Genomic DNA, 18,650 nt, shown 5'->3' with positions numbered 1-18,650 from the left:
TAATATTGTAATACTTTATTTATAAGTACATTTATATTTGTGGGTAATAGTAAGATTTGATATGCTGCCAACACTTATGTTCAAATTAAAAATGTCATTTATGATACTAGCCACTTCACGCTTTGAGTTTTTGTAAAATCCGCTGAGTGCTGCAATTATAGACTTAACCCTTGGACCAAATGTATCTGGCGTAACACCTTCTGGTAACTTGCTACTTTTTCTTTTTCTGCATCTCCAACAACGACCATGTTCCAATTACTACATAAGGCCTAATTTCCGGAAGATCAACTTTTTGGTGAACATAAGGTTTTTCGCATATTACAAGCTCTCCTCCGCATTCGCAAATATTAGGCAACTCTATTTTTACTACTTTATCCGCTTCCATTGTGGCATGAAAATTTCCTTTATGCCCAACCTGATCGCCAACATTCCTTTCGCTTTTTGGCTTGTCCTTTTTTGTTTTGTACAATTCTTTAGAGCTCGGTAGAGATGAATTTTTCGAGTTTAAACCAAGCCTTTCCTTTAATTCAGCGTTCTCTATCTTTAAAGCTTTATTTTCTGCTTTTAAGTTTTCTATCTCTGCTTTCAGTTTTCCTATTTTTTGCTGTAAATTTTTGCAAAGTTCTAAAAGGTTTACCACATTACCTCACTTTTGCTCTATGATTATCTTTATTATCTTGCTTTGTCTACCTTATTCTACCACTCCGCTGAACGGATACAATTTACTAAACAGAAAAAAAGGCAAAAGAAACCCTAGGGTAGCTAGTTATTCACTATCCATTTTTTAAGTTGGCGTTTTTTAATGTTTTAAATAGCGCGTTTCAGCTTGTGTAGGTAAAAACCTAGAAATATTGTGAAGACATAAGGTGCACATAGTGCAAAAAATTAAAAATAAGACGCCAACTACGTTGTTTTCTTGCTGTTTAATCTGTACAGATGAAGATAACTGAATACCTTCAGTTTCATGATAAGGGGGCTGGCGAAGGGTGTCAAGCAAGTTTTTTCGTTTCTATTTCCAATAAAAGTTTGTTATATGGTTATGCAAGAAGTCTATTATAAATGAAATGAATGTGAAAAATATCTTGTTAGCACTTTTAGTACAAATGATATTCAGTTTGCCGCTATTTGCAGCTGATCCTGTTTTGCTCAACTGCATTAAAACTCCGGAAATATATGACCTTGATGCAAGGCCAAAAAATTTTAGCTCTTCAAACAATTTAAGAAGGAAACCTGGTTCTCCAAATAGTGCAATAGGGGAATTAATACACATAGTGGGTAGAATTACTGATATAAACTGCTTACCAATACAAAATGCTGTAGTTTCTATATGGCACGCGAATTCACGCGGCGTGAACCATTACGATAAGAATATAGAGGATGATCTGAATTTTGCTGGATCAGGAAGGTTTGTAGTGAATAATCTTGGCTATTATAATTTTATTACGATAGCACCTGGTAAAATTGGTGATAGAGCTCCACATATCAACTTTCTAGTTCAACATCCGGATTTTCCAGAATTCACAACGCAAATGTTTTTTGCTGACCATAATTGCGATAATTGCGCTGATCCTGTTCTTGAAGATTTTGTTAGTAATGGGCTTGCAAGCCTTCTCATAACACCATTTACTTACAGTGATCAGGTCATAAAAACCTATACGTTTAACATTACCTTGGGCGGATATAATAAGTTCTCTAATAAAAGATAAAAAACCTTGCATGTAAGGGAGTCCATAGTAAACTTAAGTGTTATTGTACTTAGGATTTATATGAAAAATATCTTACTGATGTTTTTGCTATGTTTTATGTACAGTTTACAATTATTTGCAACGGAGATACCAGCAATGAAAATAACAATTTCTAAAATTTCGCCCGATTTTAAAACAATAGTAATGGGTTTATTTGAAGACAACGAAACCGTAAATGATGGCGGAGTTTTGCAAGGGAAACAGGTCATAGATAATATAAAGCAATTTAGCGATTTCAATGGAAGTTTTGGTGAATTTTTCTCTACTGCTTTGCCAGAAGAAAAAAATGTTATAGTTGTTGGACTGGGTAAGAAGGATGAATGGAATGAAAATAAAGAATTAAATATTGGTGGTAAAATATATTGTGAGCTAAGCAGATTAAAAATTAAAAAAGCAGCGGTTTTAATCGAAGGTAGTGCAGCAAATGTTGCATATGGTGCGTTTCTGCGTAGTTTTAAGTTTGATAAGTATAAAACTAAAAAGGATGAGAAAATTACAGAGGTAGAGGAGATTACCGTATTAGTAAAAGATGAACAATTAAGTAATGCTGAAAGATCATTTGAGCACTTAAGGCAAGAAGGTGAGAGTATATTCCTTGCGCGCTCTTTTATAACAGAGCCTCCTAACATTCTATATCCAGAATCCTATGCTGATCATATAAAAAAAGAACTTACTAAGCTTGGCCTTGAAATCGAGGTGCTTGATAAAAAGCAGATGGAAGAGAAAAAAATGGGAGCCTTGCTTGGAGTTGCACAAGGAAGTAGTAAAGAACCAAAATTAGTAGTGATAAAATGGAATGGAGCTTCTAAAGAACAAAAGCCTATAGCTTTTGTTGGTAAAGGTATAACGTTTGACACTGGTGGAGTATCACTCAAACCTTCACGTGGTATGGAGTCAATGAAATATGACATGGCAGGCTCTGCTACTGTGGTTGGGGTGATGCATGCTTTAGCAGGACGAAAAGCAAAAGTAAATGCGATCGGTGTGGTCGCACTTGCAGAAAATGCAGTGGGTGGTAATGCTCAAAGACCAAGTGATGTAGTAACTTCAATGTCTGGACAAACAATAGAAGTGTTGAACACCGATGCAGAAGGAAGGCTCATACTTGCAGATGCTTTATGGTATACGCAAGATAGATTCTCACCAAAATTTATGATTGATCTTGCAACTTTAACTGGTGCTATAGTGGTTGCACTTGGAAATAACGAATATGCTGGTCTTTTTTCAAATAATGATGAATTAGCAAACCGTCTGATTGATGCAGGAAATGAAGTAAATGAGAAGTTATGGCGTTTTCCTATGAATGAAACTTATGACAAAATTATTGATTCACCGATTGCTGATGTTCAAAACATCGCTCCTGCAGGCTCTGGTGGAGATAGCATAATGGCTGCACAGTTTTTACAGCGTTTTGTGAATGAAACTTGCTGGGCACATTTAGATATCGCAGGCACTGCTTGGCACGAGAAAGGTACTGACATTTGTCCAAGAGGAGCAGTAGGTTTTGGTGTAAGGTTACTTAATAAGTTGGTTGAGAAGTACTACGAAGCCAATGATTAAAGGTCTTTATACTGGATTTATGGCTTAGCTACATGAACGTTTATTTTCGAGGCGCAGCAAATGAAAGTAGCTGATACATATTTCTTTTTTTCTGGATTCCAGTGTCAGCTACTTTCATGACACCCTGACAACCGTCATCCCGCTACTTGTTAGCGGCTGAGATACCGCGAATGAATCGCGGTATGACGGTTCGTGGCGGCGTGACGATAAGCTCGTCATCCCGCTGCTTGTTAGCGGGATCTAGAGATACCGCGGCGGTATGACGTAGGACTGCTGTCATCCCAGTGCCCAGACACTGGGATCCAGTTGAGCTATTTCAACAAAAATACTGCATTTTGAGATGAACGTTTATTTTCACCAGATTATTTACAAGTATAACAATTAAAGTCTGGATTCCAGTGTCAAGCACTGGAATGACACCGTCTTGGATGGAAACCAGTGTTGGCTACTCGGATGACATCATAGGGGCGCTGGGATGACACCCTGACAATCGTCATCCCGCTGCTTGTTAGCGGCTAAGAGATACCGCGGCGGCATGACGTAGGGAAACCGTTTTTTGGGTTAGCTATAACAGTAGTCAGGAAACAATAGCTTAAAAAGAGACTTAGTGTTAAATTTCTAATAGATTACTTATAAAAATAAATCTTATGGAAAGCAGAGCTAAGGCTTGGTTCATTTGGCTGATTAGTAACTTGGTTGTTATATTCAGCAACATGCAGATAATTTATACCTTTATAAGTGTAAATCTCGAAAAGGAACTTGGACTTACAATCGCGCAAGTTGCACTGGCTAATTCAGCATATACTTGGACTTTCGCCATCTTACAATTTTTTAGTGGAGCAACGTTTAATGTTTTTTCCAGTAAAAAAATTTATTTTTTCTCGTTATCAACTATGATCTTGGGGTTTTTTGTCCTTATTAATAGTGACAATTTCTCCCATTTGATTTTGTCTCAAGTGTTGATTGCAACTGGAGCATCATTTGGTTTTATTGGTGCTGCTCACACAAGTAGCATATGTTTTTCCGCTGCCCAATTTGGACTAATGTTTTCACTAGTGCAGACAATTTCAAGCCTTTCTGCTTTGGTAATTCAAATACTGTTCTCTAACTTGCTTGCCGAAGATGCATATTGGAAAAATCTGATTGTATGCATAATACTATTTGGTGTGTTGATATTTGTACTTACGCTTTTTTGTCCAAACACACTTCCAGAAAGCAGCTCAGAAAAGCGCACAATAAAAAGCTCTATGAAGACAGTAATGTGCTCTATATTAACAGTGCTAAAATTAAGAGATATCTGGATAACTTCAGTGGTGGGTGCTATTACTTTTGGAACATTTTTAGCACTTAATACCTTGTGGGCTCCAAGGTTACTGGGCAACTCAGAACTCAATGCAATGGAGTCAGGTATAGCAACTGCAATACTATGGCTTGGTCTTGCAGTTGGTGCTCCAATTGCAGATCGAATCTCAAACTTATTTAAAAATAGGAAACATGTAATTTCTGCTTTTGCTTTATTGCAAGGCGTCTCAATTATTATTTTACTATACAGCCATTTAACAGTCCACGTTGTGTACTTTTGTATGTTAATGTTCGGGTTTTTTGCGGGAGGACATATGCTTAATTTTACTGTCGGCAGCGAGATTGTGAAACGAAAATACATCAGCACATCATCATCCATTATCAATGGATTTATGTTTATTGGCAGTGGAGTTATAGTGTCAATGTTAGCACTTTTTACAGATCATAAAATGGCACTTTTTGCAATATTTGCGATATTGATAGTTGCCGGTATTTTAAATTATGCAACAAAAGAGACATACTCTAAAAAATAAAGTAGCTGAATCTCGATTCGATTGCTATATTATATTTACGTATTGTAATATTTATCAATAATGGATCACGTTACAACAAAAGACACAACAGTAACTAAGGCAACGATAGCTGGAGATATAAACCAAGAAATAGGATTATCAAAGGAAGACTCTGTTTCGATAATAAATGATATATTGGACGAAATAAAGACAAGCTTGGTAAAGGATGGAATAGTAAAAATATCGTCATTTGGAACATTCTTGGTTAAGAAAAAGAAGGAAAGACCAGGAAATATACCAAATACATCGGAGAAAGTGATGATTGAGGCAAGAAATTCAGTTTCTTTTAGGCCTTCAAAAATTATAAAAAAATCAATCAATAATTAATGAACAAGGAAAAATTATTTTATACGATTGGGGAAGTAGCTGAAGAGCTACATTTGGAACAGCATGTTTTGAGATTTTGGGAAGGTCAATTTCATCAAATTAAGCCTACAAAGCGTAAAGGAAGAAGGCTATATGATCGCAAGTGTATAGAGGCCATAAAGAAAGTAAAATACATGCTATATGATAAAGGATATACAATAAAAGGAGTGCAAAAAGAATTTGGTAATGATATAAAAGTCACAAAGAATTTGTTGCAAGAACTCACCGATTTGAGGGACTATTTAACTAGTAAAATAAATAACGAGGAAAGTAACAAGCAGGCGTGAAACACTACGTCTCGCTAAAATTTTGGAGTTTTGTGAGAGTTTAAAATGTGGCATATAGCCTCATTTCTTATGTTATTAGCAATATTAATAGGCTGTGGCCTGCAAAAACCTGCACCTGTGCTGCTTAAAGGCGAAGAATTTTACGGAAAAAGAGATCTGGAATATACAAGAGAGTACCATTTAATTAGGGAGCCTTCAGTGCAAAAAGAAAGTAGAAAAGCCATCATAAATAGGATATACAAAGATAACAATAATACACAAAATGTGGGGGTAAATTGTAAATTTGTAATGCCAGTTAAAGGTTCAGCTACCTCTTCTGATGAAATGTGTAAGGATGGCATAAAAATTGCTGCTCAAAATGGAACGAACGTAGTTTCCTCTGCACCAGGCAAAGTGATATATGTAGGCAAAGGGCTGAGATGGTATGGGAATTTAATTATAGTGGAACACAAAGATAATTACATGACTGTGTACTCCTATTTAAAAAACATACATGTTGAAATTGGCGATAAAGTAAAGCAAGGTCAAGTAATTGGATCTGCAGGTAAATCAAGCACACAAGATAAAGATCCACAGATGTGTTTCACAATACGACATAATGGCCAAGCGGTTGATCCTTTGATGCATATGAACTGTAATTGAATTTGGATTTATATGAAATATGATTTTAAAAGTGTTGAAAAATTTTATCAAGATAAATGGGATTTTTCTGTAAGCAAGAGTGGTAAACAAGAAAAGTGTTACGTGTTGGAAATGTTTCCATATCCATCTGGTAAAATTCATATGGGACACTTACGTAACTATGCAATAGGGGATGTGATAGCGCGTTACAAGAGAGCTAATGGATTTGAGGTTTTGCATCCAATTGGCTGGGATGCGTTTGGATTACCAGCTGAGAATGCAGCAAGGGATAACAATATTAGCCCCGAAACATGGACAAAAGAGAATATAGATAATATGCGTACACAGTTGAAATCTATAGGTCTTTCTTATAATTGGGAGCGTGAACTCTCCACATGTGAGCCTGATTATTACAAACACGAACAAAAATTTTTCCTGGATTTTTTAAAGCATGGGCTTGCCTATCGAAAAGAATCATGGGTTAACTGGGATCCAGTGGACCAAACAGTGCTTGCAAATGAACAGGTGGTTGATGGAAAAGGATGGCGATCAGGTGCAGTTGTTGAAAAACGTAAGTTGTTCCAATGGTTTTTAAAGATTACTGATTTCGCTGAAGATTTACTCAAGTGCCTGCAAAGTTTGAAAAATTGGCCAGAAAAAGTCAAAACAATGCAGGAGCGTTGGATAGGAAAATCTGAAGGAGCAACTATAGAGTTTGAAGTAGTTGGCCTGAATAAGAAATTAAAAGTTTTTACAACTTATCCTCATACTTTGTTTGGGGCTTCTTTTTGTGCAGTGGCAGCAGAGCATCCTATTGTGCAGGATTTAAAGAATGGTTCTTCTGTTGTCATCCCAGTGCTTGACACTGGGATCCAGGAAATAAAATCAAAAAGAGAGAACGATGAAAAAATAGGAGTTTACACCGGATTAAACGTCAAACATCCATTTCTTGATAAGGAATTGCCGCTTTACATAGCGAATTTTGTGTTGATGGAATATGGGGAAGGCGCGATTTTTGGTTGCCCTGCACATGATCAGCGTGACTTTGAATTTGCACAGAAATATAATTTGCCGATAATTCCCGTTATTTCTTCAGCCCACTTAGGTGTCATTCCAGCGCGTGACCAGAATTCTTACAATGGATCCCAGTGTCAAGCTACTCAGATGACAAAGGAGGCGTATACTGGAGACGGGACAATGTTTAACTCCGAATTCTTAAACGGATTAATGGTTAGTGAAGCAAAGGAAGCCATAGTTAAAAAATTTGAAGAAAAAAAAATAGGCAAAAAAACAATAAACTATCGTTTGCACGATTGGGGAGTTTCAAGGCAGCGTTATTGGGGATGCCCTATACCTATCATATATTGCAAAGATTGCGGAACTGTTCCAGTGCCAGAAAAAGACCTTCCTGTAGTTCTACCAATAGATGTAGAATTTACAAGTGGTGGCAATCCGCTGGATAAGCACCCAACTTGGAAATTTGTTGATTGTCCAAAGTGCGGAAAGCAAGCAGAGCGTGAAACTGATACATTCGACACCTTTTTTGAATCTTCCTGGTATTTTGCTGCATTCTGTAGTGAAGATAAATCAATAGACAAAGATGCATGTAATCGTTTTATGCCTGTTGATTATTATATAGGTGGGATAGAACATGCAATTCTGCATTTGCTTTATTCAAGATTTTTCTGCCGTGCTTTAACCAAATGTGGCTATTTTGATATTAAAGAGCCTTTCTCTACTTTAATCACTCAAGGAATGGTCTGCCATGCAACTTATAAAGACGAAAATGGTAAGTGGCTATTTCCCGCAGAAGCAAAAGAATTAATAGCGCGAGGTGCAAAAGTTCAAGTGGGCAAAGTTGAAAAAATGAGCAAATCGAAAAAGAATACAGTTGACCCAAACTTTATCATAGAAAAGTATGGTGCTGATACTGCTCGCTTGTTTGTGTTGTCCGACACTCCTCCGGAGAAAGATATGGAATGGTCCGATGATGGCGTGGAAGGTTGTTCTCGTTATGTAAATAAATTGTGGCGTATGGTCATGCAGCTAAGACCTGTAAATATACACTATGATAATGAAAATGTTATGGGTGGACTTCTAGAGTACAGAAAAAAAATTCATAAACTCTTACACGGACTTACAGATGACTTGGAAAACTGCAGATTAAACTGTGTAGTGGCAAAATTTCGTGAGATGACGAATTTAATAGCTGAAATAGACGTAAAAACTGGAAAATCTCTTATTGATGAAGGTATATGTATATTAATCAGAGTAATCGAACCATTCATACCACATCTAGCTGAAAGCCTATGGCAAGAAATAGGAGGTCAACCTTGGCCAAAAGCTGATGAATCATTATTAGTTGACGATACGGTAACTATAGCAGTGCAAATCAATGGAAAATTACGTACAACAATCAAGGTGGCAATTAACTTACCTCAAGAAGAATTGAAGAAAATAGCGATAGACTCTGTGTCCAGTAAGATCGATCAAAGCAAAGTTCGCACTGTATATGCTGTACCAAATAAGATAGTAAATATAGTTATATAAAAGACCTGAGTAGTACGTTTTATATAATCTGATTTTATGGCTATACTTTTTTTGACATGTAGTTATATCTTTTTTAATATAAAGGATATATACTTATGCATTATATATTTTTTTGTATGAGGAGTTATATGAAAATAAAGAGATTGTGCGTTTTGGCTGTGTTGCTTACTTCATCTCTAGCAGGTGCAGCTAGTAATAGTGCAAGTAAGTCAGAAGATAAGTACTATGCAGGTTTAAACTTTGGTGCTGGTTGGGGTGGTGGCTTTAAAATGAAACCTGGTGTTGTTCTTGGTTACCATTATGACCAAAACTCTAAATTTGAACTTGAGGTTCTCAGTAATATTAAGTCATTAAAGAGCATAGGAGCTAGCTTATTGGCAAACTACCGCTTCTATCCTGACCTTGATATTGATCCCGTTAAACTATATGTCAGCGGAGGTTTAGGAGGATATCTCCAAATAACACCTTTTGGCTTTGGTGTTAGTGATACAGTTGATGGTGATGGCAATAGTTCACAAGAAGAAAAAGAAAAGGAAGAAGAAACACAAGGTGCTCCAGAATCAGGTGGTGAAGCTGCTGGTTCATCTGTAGTAGATAAAATACTGAGTTCTATTTCCTATAAACTAAAGTTAGGTGTTGATTATGAAATTACTCCGCAGATAATTGGTGCAGTTGGTATGACCATAGGTGGGCAACTAAGTGGTATAAAAGCAAAACAAATACCAGATGCAACTCTAGAGATAGGGGTACGTTATAATTTTTAATGCTGCTACTTAGTTCATAAAGGTAGAGACGATGTTGAGGATGAAATAAACAGCATTAAAAAAAATCCGAAAACGTATTTTCGAATATGGTTTTGAACGCTAGCTATAGATTAGAAAAATAACAAGAAAAAGGGTAAACATACTGTAATTGCTGTTGAATGATGGAGTCCATTATTTTAGCACGAAGTAACGAATTCAGTAGAATAAGTTCTTCAAAAATAATTTAAACTTTTATTAGTAGGAGCAGTCTCATGGAATATTATAGCGATCTCACTAAAAGAAACTTTTATAAGTATCGTTGATGAGAAAGGAAAAATTGTTAAGGAAGAAGTTGTTGCAAGAGAAAGTAAGGCAATAGCTGAATTTTTTCTTGGTCAAGGCAAAAATGACCTTACCCAGAAAAAGTGGAGAGAAAGTGTGGAATGTTTTTTACAAAAAGAATGATGCATCAAATTGTTCTGGAATGCAATAGTTAATAGTGACGTTGTTTGTTATAAAAAATTTCTATGTATTCAAATATTGCAGTTCTAGTTTGTTGAGCAGAGTGTTGTGAAGTATCAATAAGTATTTCTCTTTTCAATGAGCTAAAGAAGCTTTCTGCAACAGAATTGTCGTAACAACAGCCTTTATTACTCATCTATATTCTTTACAGCTAAGAGATATTGATACCCTTGCGCAGTATATTGTGAACCTTGGTCACTGTGCAGCAGTAGATTTTTAACAGGTTTACGCCTATTAATGGCCATTAATAAAGAGTTCATAACCAATTGTTTATTTATTGCACTACTCATTAACTACCATACGTGAGAATTATTGCTGCCAAATATAGCCATCCCTCCTTGGTTTTGATGTAAGTAATCCCATACTTTATTTGGTTGATCAACAATAAAGTTTTGATCTAGTATATTGGGAGCTACAGCTCTATTATCTGTTTGTTGTTTTTTAATTTTAAACTTTCTTCTCAGTATAGCCCTGATGTCATTTTTCTGCATAATACTTTGCACCGTTTTCAAATTGCAACTTTTACCCAAAGCCTTCAATTCAGCATGAATTTTAGGAGCTCCATATCTACATTTAGAAACTTGATATATTTTTTGAATAGCTTCGAGTAGCTCTTTATTTGCTGATTCTCTACTGCTTATTTTTCTTGTGGTCCACTTATAGTAGCCACTAGCAGAAAATCCTACATAATTCCTGTACTTTATAGCAGTTACTATATAAAAAAATATTTTACTCTTTTTGACTGGCCAGGGCTTTTTTTTAAATGTCTCTTTCCCTTGTTACTCTTGCTTTGTAAATCAAACCTCTCTTTGTCGTAAGGAGCCATGTTACCTCTACCTGGAAATGCATTTGCCGCTGACTTTTTTTCGTTATATTTCTTCATCCATTTTCCTAATAAACCACCCTTTATTCCTAAATCTCTTGCTATTTTTGTAATTGTTTGACCTGCCTTTCTTTGTTCATTTGCCAGTTTAACAGCTTCCAATTTGAATTCTGCCGTATATTCTCTTACCATTTCTAATCCTCCAAAATTTTATTTTACCCAAAAAAACTCTTTTCTTTCTCTCCACTTTTTCTGGGTAAGGTCAAACAATGACTATGCAAAAAACCTAATAACATGTATAATCTATAAATAATTTCTGAGGTAGATTGTGAAACTAGGTGTTAATATCGATCACGTTGCAACCCTCCGCAACGCACGCGGAACTTCTTATCCAGATCCATTGAAAGCAGCAGAAATAGCCATTGACGCTGGAGCAGACTTTATTACTGTACACTTACGAGAAGATAGAAGGCATATTAGAGATGAAGACGTATTTAACCTAAAAAAAAGCATTAGCACTGAGCTAAATCTTGAAATTGCAGCCACGGAAGAAATGCTTGAAATAGCAAAAAAGGTAAAACCCTATTCGATTAGTATAGTACCAGAAAAAAGAGAAGAATTAACAACCGAAGGTGGCCTGGATATCGTGAATATGCACAGTAAACTTTCTAGTATAATAGAGGAAATGCATAGCTCTAGCATAAAAGTCTCACTGTTTATCGATCCAAATATTGATCAACTAAAATATCTTGAAAAGCTAGGGACAAAACCTGACATAATAGAAATTCACACAGGGGATTACTGTGATAATCCATCAGAAAAAAAGTTACAGTTAATTACTAATGCTGCAGAGTACGTCAATAAATTAGGAATAGAATGCCACGCAGGACATGGCATAACTTATAAACACGCTAAGAAGATGACAAGAATACCTCACATCTCAGCTCTTAACATAGGCCACTATTTAATTAGCGAAGCTGTATTTTACGGCTTACACAGCGTAGTAAAAACAATGAAAATGACAATGTCTAACTAACTGCTGCTTTTTCCTTCTCATTTAAAATACTTAAAAGAGTTTGGCTTGCTTTAAATTTTACCCTTGTCTTTTTAGGAACAGTCATGATCTGACCACTTTGGGGGTTACGACATTGTTTTTCCTGACTGATAGCAGTAGAAAATGTTCCTATTCCATGCAAACGTATTTCACCTTTCCCATGCAGCTCATTCTTTATTATTTTAATAAACGCATCATGAATCTTGCTCAAATCAGATTTTGTTATATCTATATTCTGACTAGAACAATCTTCCTTTAATTGTTTTATTATATCTTCTTTACTCATAAATTACCTTAATATTGAAAAAATCACATAAATAGCATATTATGTTGACACCGATAGTCAACTAAATTCATCACAAAAATAGAGGATATCATACATTTTTGCAAATATTTGTATAATACTTACAAAAAAACACCCCTATAAAATAACTATCTCTTAGAAAATTGACACTTTTTCCGAGCTTTATGTTGACCATATTTCTTACGTTCAACAACACGTGAATCTCTAGTTAAGAACTCACCATTACGTAGTATAGAATGCAAATCTTGGCTTACACTACTTAAAGCTCTGCTTATTCCATGAGCTAGAGCACCTGCTTGACCAGATAGCCCTCCACCTTTTACAGTTGCAAATACATCGTATTTATCTAATGTGGAAGTTGCAACAAATGGCATTTTTACTATTTGGCACACTGACTCTCTTTTAAAATAAGAAATTAGATCGCCTTTTTTGTTAACACTAAATTTTCCACTCCCCGGCTTTATCCATACTCTTGCTACAGATTCTTTTCTTCGGCCTGTAGCATATAAACGACCAAGCGAATCAACTGCTGATTTAATTGTCTTTTCTGACCAATCATTGTTATTTATTGTAGAACTCTTCATTTTTACTCCATTACTTTTTATTTTTACGATTCAAAGAGGCAAAATCTATCTTTTCAGGTTGCTGTCCTTGATGCTTATGCTCTGAACCAGAATAAACATACAAATTTTCAAAGCGTCTACGTGCCATAGGCCCATCATCAAGCATCCTTTTCACTGCCATTTCTATTACACGCTCAGGAAATTTGCCATTTAAAATATTATCTGGAGTAGTTTTCTTCAAACCACCAGAATAACCTGTATGCTTATAGTAAATTTTATCTTTAAGCTTCTTTCCGGTGAAATGCACCTTTTCTGCGTTGATAATAATTACATTATCGCCACAATCCATATGAGGTGTATACTCAGGTTTATGCTTTCCACGTAATAGTGTCGCTACAAATGCTGCAAGCCTCCCTACCACTAATCCTTCTGCATCTATGACAAACCACTTTTTATTGATTTGTTTCTCCTTTAAGAAAAAAGTCTTCATTATTTGATCCAACAATAGTAAACTATGATATACTTAATTTCTCAATAGTGTCAACAATATTAGTTATTGATTATTAAAGTAATTTATGTTAGTAATTGAGCTGCGCAACCAATATGCATAGGAATTAGAATGTTTCGATTGATTATCACACTTGCGATCATTTTTAATACTATAAGTTGCTATGCAACCGATGTGGGAGAAGTGATAAGCAAAGCCATCAAAAATAGCTCAAAAATAAAGTCTCAATTTTACCAATATAAAAGCGCAGAAAAACACTATAAATCTTCTGGGTTAGCTGGATTTTTACCTGACATTAATTTGCAATACAATTTCGATAGTAACTTTAATCTTGATACATCTGAAAAAAAACTTACATTGCGCCAGAAATTAATCGATGGCGGTGGTACCTTTGCCACATTCAGTCGATCAAGCCATCTTCTCAAAGCAGAAAAGATGCGATTTCAGCAATTAAAACAAGAGCTTGCACTTAATGCTGTGAAAGCATATGTTAATGTTTTACAAAAGACAGAAATATTAAAGCTCAGAGAACATAAAGAACGCGTTTCTTTGGAACATTTGTCAGCTATGAAAAAACGCTTTTCCCTTGGAGAGGTAACCAATGCTGAAGTTTTGTTAGCAAAAGCAAAATTTTCGTCTTCTATATCCGAAAGAGTTGATGCTGAAGGTAAATTAAAGTTGGTAAATATTGCTTATTATCATTTGATTGGCGAAGATGCTGATGACCTTTCTGAAGCTAATGATAAACTACCTTCTGTTCCAGAGCTAAATGAATGTTTACAGTTAGCAAAAACCAATAATTTATCTCTAAAAGCAGCAGTTTATCAAAAAAGAGCAGCCGGAATGGAAGTGATTGCTGAAAGCTCTAAGTGGCTTCCTTCTTTAAATCTAAGTGCAAGCAAAAATTTTGGGGAGGATGGTATGAAGGTAGACAAACTATTAGAAAATGTTCATGTAGTTTTTACTCTTGATGTTCCAATCTTTAAGAGAGGAGTTAATGCTTTTGGTGTCAGTAAAGCTAAAATGGATGCAAAAAAATCTACCTACGATTATTATGAAACGGTAAAAAATATAGAACAAGCAGTTGTAAATGCTTGGAATAATGTGTTGACAGCAAAGGCCATTATCAAAGCAAGTCAAGAAGCGGAAAAAGCAGCAGCTCTAGCATTGGAAGGAGTTGAGCAAGAAGTAAACTTAAATTTAAAGAGTACATCTGACCTTTTGGACACTGAAGATGCATTATTTAAAGCACGTTCAGACTTAGTTGAAGCAAAAAGCAATTATGTGATTAGTGTTTACAACTTGCTTTTTATGATAAATAGTATAAACCTCTAAATTTAATGGTATTAGCACTATGCATGATGAACAAGGTAATCAATCTGTAAAAGATATCCTAGAAGATATAAAAAAAGCTATATCGGGTAAAAACGCGAGTAACGATAAAGCAGAAATAAAGGATGAAAATGATGATGTGCTATACCTTGAGGAAGAGTATCCAGAAGAAATAGAAGAAGATGGCAAAAAAGAAAATAATGAAAAAGAGGACATTGATAATGATGACCAAAGTGAGGAAATGGCTTGCAACAATAACCAATTTAATGGCCATAGCTACAATTCAGAAGAAAAAAAAGATATTTATTTGTACGATAATATCCAAATGAGTAATAACAAAGCGAGTAATAGCGGCTTACAAGCGCAAAATAACGATCATCTAATTTTAAAAGAGAATATGGAAGAGATCAAAGCGTTGCTTGGAAAAATGCAAAACGAATTACAGCATAAACAACAAAAAAAAGCGAACCTTACTGTTGAAGAATTAGTTACATCTCTTTTAAAACCTCAGCTCTCAGAATGGCTGAATAAATATCTACATGCACTGGTAAAAGAAGTAGTTGAAAAAGAGCTTAAAGATATAATCAATAATAAGTAGGGTATTAGCAATAAAAACTAGAGTAAAGACGGCTAGAGGCAGAAAACTATCTTCAACAAGGTGGCTACATCGTCATTTGAATGATCAGTATGTGCAAAAAACTAGCAACGATGGTTATAGGTCACGCTCAGCATATAAGCTGGTAGAAATGGATAACAAATTTAAATTATTCCAAGAAGGGCAAAAAATTATTGATCTTGGTGCTTCTCCTGGTGGATGGTCACAAGTTGCATCTCAGAAAGGTGCAAATGTGGTTGCTCTTGACATAAAACCAATGAACGCAATTAATGGAGTAGAGTTTATACAATGTGATATTATCAATGAGTTTGAAATTTTAAGAGAAAAATTCAAGGATCAAAAATTTGATGTAATTTTATCTGACATGGCGCCCGAATCTTGTGGTTTAAAATCGTTGGATCATATCAGAATTATGCTTTTATGCGAAGCAGAGCTCAATTTTGCAAAGCATTTCTTGAGTCATGGTGGCACGTTTGTAGTAAAAATTTTCCAAGGAGAATCTGACAAAGATTTTTGTAACGAGCTAAAAAAAATGTTTAAAACAGTAAAATACTTTAAACCAAAGTCAAGTAGATCTGAATCTACAGAAATGTATTTGGTAAGTTTAGGCTTTATTGGCAGCAAACCTTCTATATAATATTAATCTAGGTAGTCCGCAGAAACAAAAAACTTGCTTGACAAACCTCGCCAGCCCCCTTATCATGAAACTGAAGCTATTGTATTTGCTTTCGCCAATCTGCAGATTAAAAGGTAAGGATTACTTAATGTATCGGCGTCTTATGTTCAATTTTTTGCAGTATATAGATACTGTATGTCTTTACAAAACTTCATCTACATCTAGATTTTTATCTAAATAAGCTGAACGCGCTTATAAAGCGTTACAAGACATCAAAAAATGCCAATACTCGACAGAGATAGTAAAAGACTAGCTAACTCGGGGATTCTTTGTCTTTTTTTCTGCTTGGTAAATTTCTTAAACATTTGCAGCATAGGTGAGTTGCAATTAAAAGCAGCTAAATCTTGCTTGTCAAGCGTTTAAAACATAAAAAACGCCAATATTTTAAAGCAGATAATAACCCCAGGGCTTCTTTTGCCTTTTTTTTCATTTGGTAAATTTCTTAAATATTTATAGCTAAACGACAATCGTCATCCCAGCGGGATCTGGAGATACCGCGGCGGTATGACGGTTCGCGACGGCATGACGAGTTTCTATATATCTTTCGAGGGTTAATTATGAAAAAAATTCAAGCTATAAACGAGTTGTACAGTAGCATTTATGAAGCACTAAAAGCAAACTCTGATTTAAGGAAATATGTTACTAACATTTATGACTACTTACCTAAACAGGTCACCATTCCTTACCTGAGATTGCGTGTAGTGAATTATAATAACCTGCATATGCTGTCCAATTTTGCTACAAAGGCAAGATTTTCATGCGACATATATACTTATCATATAGACAGTATGTTTGCCATTATAAGGCATATTCACTTGATACTTAAGAGCATTGAAGGTTTTAATAATGAGGCCATTTTAGAAAGTAATTGTGCTATGGATCAGCACGATGAAATTTTACATTCAACAATTAATTTTGATATTTTAATAAAAGGAGGTGATAATGAGCAAATTACAGCTAAAAATTAAAGATCATGACAATAATTTTATTGTGTTAAATAATATAAGAAACCTAAGGTTTACTTTGCGTAATAACAGAGAAGAGGTGAAAGATATTTCTTCTTTTGGCTGGAGGAAAGTGCTCGATTGTGCTGGAAGCAGACACATTACGATAAAAATTAATGGAATTTTAGACTCTGTATTAGCTGATGAATTATTACGTAATTCTGCTATGCTAAACTCTAATAATGATTATGAAATTAGTTTTAATGCTAAGGAAAAGATAAGGCTTAGGTGTTCAGTTGAATTGTATGAGAGGTATTATGATCCTGTTACTTTTGACAGCTTTACTGTAGTTTTAACTAGTGCTGAAGTTGTAAACGCTTTTCATTAATGTTAATTTAATTTTTTCATATACAATAATAACTGGTGAGAATTTTAACTAAATTAAAAAAAATCATGAATGACGAAAACCTTTTCGAGGAAGACGGTGATAATATTGAAGAAAATAACGATGATAAAAGAGAGAGAAGTTTAGAAAATGAAAATCAGCAAAATCAAGAAGAACAACACAAAGAGGAAGATAAGCAATACATAATACAGTATATTCAAGACTATTTGAAAGTTTTTGAGGATATTCTAAATCAGATCGACGAAGGAATTGATAATTCGGATAGTTACGAAAGGACTATGCAAATAAAGCGAAGCATAGACAGGCTCATAGAGACTTTATATAGTCAGGCTGCGTCCGAAGATATTGATGCAGAATTTGAAACTACCAAACACACTCGCGATAAATCAGAATCTATGAAAAGAGTTAGAGAGAAGAGAAGAAAGCAAGTGATAGAAGAAGTATTAAGTAGCATGTTTGCCCAGCAACAAAAGGAGCTAATGAACGCTAAACACTTAAGTCATGGACATGAAACAGCAAAAGATGGGGATGTCCACGAAGCAAAGGAAAAAGTGAAGTCTTCAATCAGGGGAGTGTTGTTTTCGGTGATTGCTCATAGGATGGATCCAAGAAGGAGGGCAGGGGAAACTGCTGACGGTAACGAAAAGCAAGCTCATATATATGGCAGGGAAGCAGTTGGTGGAGCTTTAGGTGCATTGTTAAAAACGTTTTTAACAGCAGTTATTGCCGTTGTGCGTGAAATTGCTAAGCCACTTCAGAAACCGGAAACATCTTTTGCAAAACAAGTTGAAGAAAGCAGAAACTCAGATTCACAAAAGGGTCGATCTGTGTAGATTTCTCCTTGTAATAATCTTTCGATTCTACTGTCTGTTAATTCAAATTAGGGTTATAAAATTTTAGAAGCCAGCTCTTATATAACCAATTTATAGCAAGAAATTACGATACAAAAATCAGCGTCCGTTAGAAAATAAACATAACACAGGGTGATAGAGTTGCCTCTATCCATAAGCGTCAGTTAAGCTCAAAATTGTAAGCTTAAAATATGGTTGAATAATTATTAATAATAGTATATAATTATTAACGTTTTTCAGGCATTTTTGTTATGGGTGCGCCAAGTAAGCGTTTAGAATACAGTTGGTGAAAATCCAACTTAGGC

Annotated in this window: 18 protein-coding genes and 2 pseudogenes; 15 read left to right on the top strand and 5 right to left on the bottom strand. The window is 35.1% G+C overall.

Going from position 1 to position 18,650, the window contains the following annotated elements; all coding sequences use genetic code 11:
* Positions 1–27 precede the first annotated feature (27 nt).
* Positions 28–640 (bottom strand): annotated as a pseudogene (locus tag OOK90_RS04685) (DUF6444 domain-containing protein); the annotation flags it as partial.
* A 424-nt stretch (positions 641–1,064) separates the two neighbouring features.
* On the opposite strand from OOK90_RS04685, the gene OOK90_RS04680 reads away from it, so the two are divergent.
* The 8 genes from OOK90_RS04680 (at position 1,065) to OOK90_RS04645 (ending at position 9,767) form a co-directional block, all read left to right on the top strand.
* The gene (locus OOK90_RS04680) at positions 1,065–1,706 is read left to right on the top strand and encodes a protocatechuate 3,4-dioxygenase (protein ID WP_010962336.1); all 642 of its coding nucleotides are present in this window, start codon (positions 1,065–1,067) and stop codon (positions 1,704–1,706) included.
* Positions 1,707–1,841: 135 nt separating this feature from the next.
* Positions 1,842–3,305: a leucyl aminopeptidase gene (locus tag OOK90_RS04675; protein ID WP_233395611.1), complete on the top strand. Its 1,464-nt coding sequence runs from the start codon at positions 1,842–1,844 to the stop codon at positions 3,303–3,305.
* 647 nt (positions 3,306–3,952) lie between these two features.
* On the top strand, positions 3,953–5,140 hold the full coding sequence (locus tag OOK90_RS04670; RefSeq protein WP_141456806.1) for an MFS transporter: 1,188 nt from the start codon (positions 3,953–3,955) through the stop codon (positions 5,138–5,140).
* 60 nt (positions 5,141–5,200) lie between these two features.
* Positions 5,201–5,506: an integration host factor subunit alpha gene (locus OOK90_RS04665; RefSeq protein ID WP_264705796.1), complete on the top strand. Its 306-nt coding sequence runs from the start codon at positions 5,201–5,203 to the stop codon at positions 5,504–5,506.
* Positions 5,506–5,832: a MerR family transcriptional regulator gene (locus OOK90_RS04660; RefSeq protein WP_006279880.1), complete on the top strand. Its 327-nt coding sequence runs from the start codon at positions 5,506–5,508 to the stop codon at positions 5,830–5,832. The genes OOK90_RS04665 and OOK90_RS04660 overlap by 1 nt, the downstream gene beginning before the upstream one ends.
* A gap of 45 nt (positions 5,833–5,877) precedes the next feature.
* The gene (locus OOK90_RS04655; protein ID WP_006279879.1) at positions 5,878–6,474 is read left to right on the top strand and encodes a murein hydrolase activator EnvC family protein; all 597 of its coding nucleotides are present in this window, start codon (positions 5,878–5,880) and stop codon (positions 6,472–6,474) included.
* Positions 6,475–6,486: 12 nt separating this feature from the next.
* The gene (gene leuS, locus OOK90_RS04650; protein ID WP_264705795.1) at positions 6,487–9,003 is read left to right on the top strand and encodes a leucine--tRNA ligase; all 2,517 of its coding nucleotides are present in this window, start codon (positions 6,487–6,489) and stop codon (positions 9,001–9,003) included.
* 128 nt (positions 9,004–9,131) lie between these two features.
* On the top strand, positions 9,132–9,767 hold the full coding sequence (locus OOK90_RS04645) for a hypothetical protein (protein WP_264705794.1): 636 nt from the start codon (positions 9,132–9,134) through the stop codon (positions 9,765–9,767).
* A 429-nt stretch (positions 9,768–10,196) separates the two neighbouring features.
* Here the strand turns inward: OOK90_RS04645 and OOK90_RS06765 are convergent.
* A pseudogene (locus OOK90_RS06765) lies at positions 10,197–11,283 on the bottom strand (IS3 family transposase).
* A gap of 136 nt (positions 11,284–11,419) precedes the next feature.
* Between OOK90_RS06765 and OOK90_RS04620 the strand changes: the two are divergent.
* A complete protein-coding gene (locus OOK90_RS04620; protein WP_006279877.1) occupies positions 11,420–12,127 on the top strand; it encodes a pyridoxine 5'-phosphate synthase in 708 nt (235 codons plus the stop codon).
* Here the strand turns inward: OOK90_RS04620 and OOK90_RS04615 are convergent.
* The 3 genes from OOK90_RS04615 to rplM form a co-directional block, all read right to left on the bottom strand.
* On the bottom strand, positions 12,120–12,431 hold the full coding sequence (locus OOK90_RS04615) for an HU family DNA-binding protein (RefSeq protein ID WP_010082594.1): 312 nt from the start codon (positions 12,429–12,431) through the stop codon (positions 12,120–12,122). The genes OOK90_RS04620 and OOK90_RS04615 overlap by 8 nt on opposite strands.
* A 146-nt stretch (positions 12,432–12,577) precedes the next feature.
* On the bottom strand, positions 12,578–13,033 hold the full coding sequence (gene rpsI / locus OOK90_RS04610; RefSeq protein WP_006279875.1) for a 30S ribosomal protein S9: 456 nt from the start codon (positions 13,031–13,033) through the stop codon (positions 12,578–12,580).
* Positions 13,034–13,043: 10 nt separating this feature from the next.
* A complete protein-coding gene (gene rplM, locus OOK90_RS04605; RefSeq protein WP_010082596.1) occupies positions 13,044–13,502 on the bottom strand; it encodes a 50S ribosomal protein L13 in 459 nt (152 codons plus the stop codon).
* A 129-nt stretch (positions 13,503–13,631) separates the two neighbouring features.
* Here rplM and OOK90_RS04600 point away from each other — a divergent pair, with 129 nt between their 5' ends.
* The 6 genes from OOK90_RS04600 to OOK90_RS04575 all read left to right on the top strand — a co-directional run bounded on the left by OOK90_RS04600 (position 13,632) and on the right by OOK90_RS04575 (position 18,327).
* Positions 13,632–14,855 (top strand): TolC family protein, encoded by a 1,224-nt coding sequence (locus OOK90_RS04600; RefSeq protein ID WP_010082597.1) that lies wholly within the window; start codon positions 13,632–13,634, stop codon positions 14,853–14,855.
* A gap of 19 nt (positions 14,856–14,874) precedes the next feature.
* Positions 14,875–15,450, top strand: a complete 576-nt coding sequence (locus tag OOK90_RS04595; RefSeq protein WP_010082598.1) for a PopZ family protein — start codon at positions 14,875–14,877, stop codon at positions 15,448–15,450.
* 76 nt (positions 15,451–15,526) lie between these two features.
* The gene (locus OOK90_RS04590) at positions 15,527–16,105 is read left to right on the top strand and encodes an RlmE family RNA methyltransferase (protein ID WP_264705793.1); all 579 of its coding nucleotides are present in this window, start codon (positions 15,527–15,529) and stop codon (positions 16,103–16,105) included.
* Between the two features lie 596 nt (positions 16,106–16,701).
* Positions 16,702–17,112, top strand: a complete 411-nt coding sequence (locus tag OOK90_RS04585; protein ID WP_209473187.1) for a DUF3168 domain-containing protein — start codon at positions 16,702–16,704, stop codon at positions 17,110–17,112.
* Complete coding sequence (locus OOK90_RS04580; RefSeq protein ID WP_209473189.1) at positions 17,087–17,476, top strand: phage tail tube protein; 390 nt, start codon at positions 17,087–17,089, stop codon at positions 17,474–17,476. The genes OOK90_RS04585 and OOK90_RS04580 overlap by 26 nt, the downstream gene beginning before the upstream one ends.
* Positions 17,477–17,541: 65 nt before the next feature.
* Entirely contained in the window at positions 17,542–18,327 is a 786-nt protein-coding gene (locus OOK90_RS04575) for a hypothetical protein (RefSeq protein WP_264705792.1), read from the top strand.
* Positions 18,328–18,650: the final 323 nt, after the last annotated feature.

The organism is Wolbachia endosymbiont (group A) of Ancistrocerus nigricornis (assembly GCF_947250785.1).
GTDB classification, from domain to species: domain Bacteria; phylum Pseudomonadota; class Alphaproteobacteria; order Rickettsiales; family Anaplasmataceae; genus Wolbachia; species Wolbachia pipientis.
Note: the sequence above shows the minus strand (reverse complement) of the source record. Positions and strands in the feature narration are given on the sequence as shown.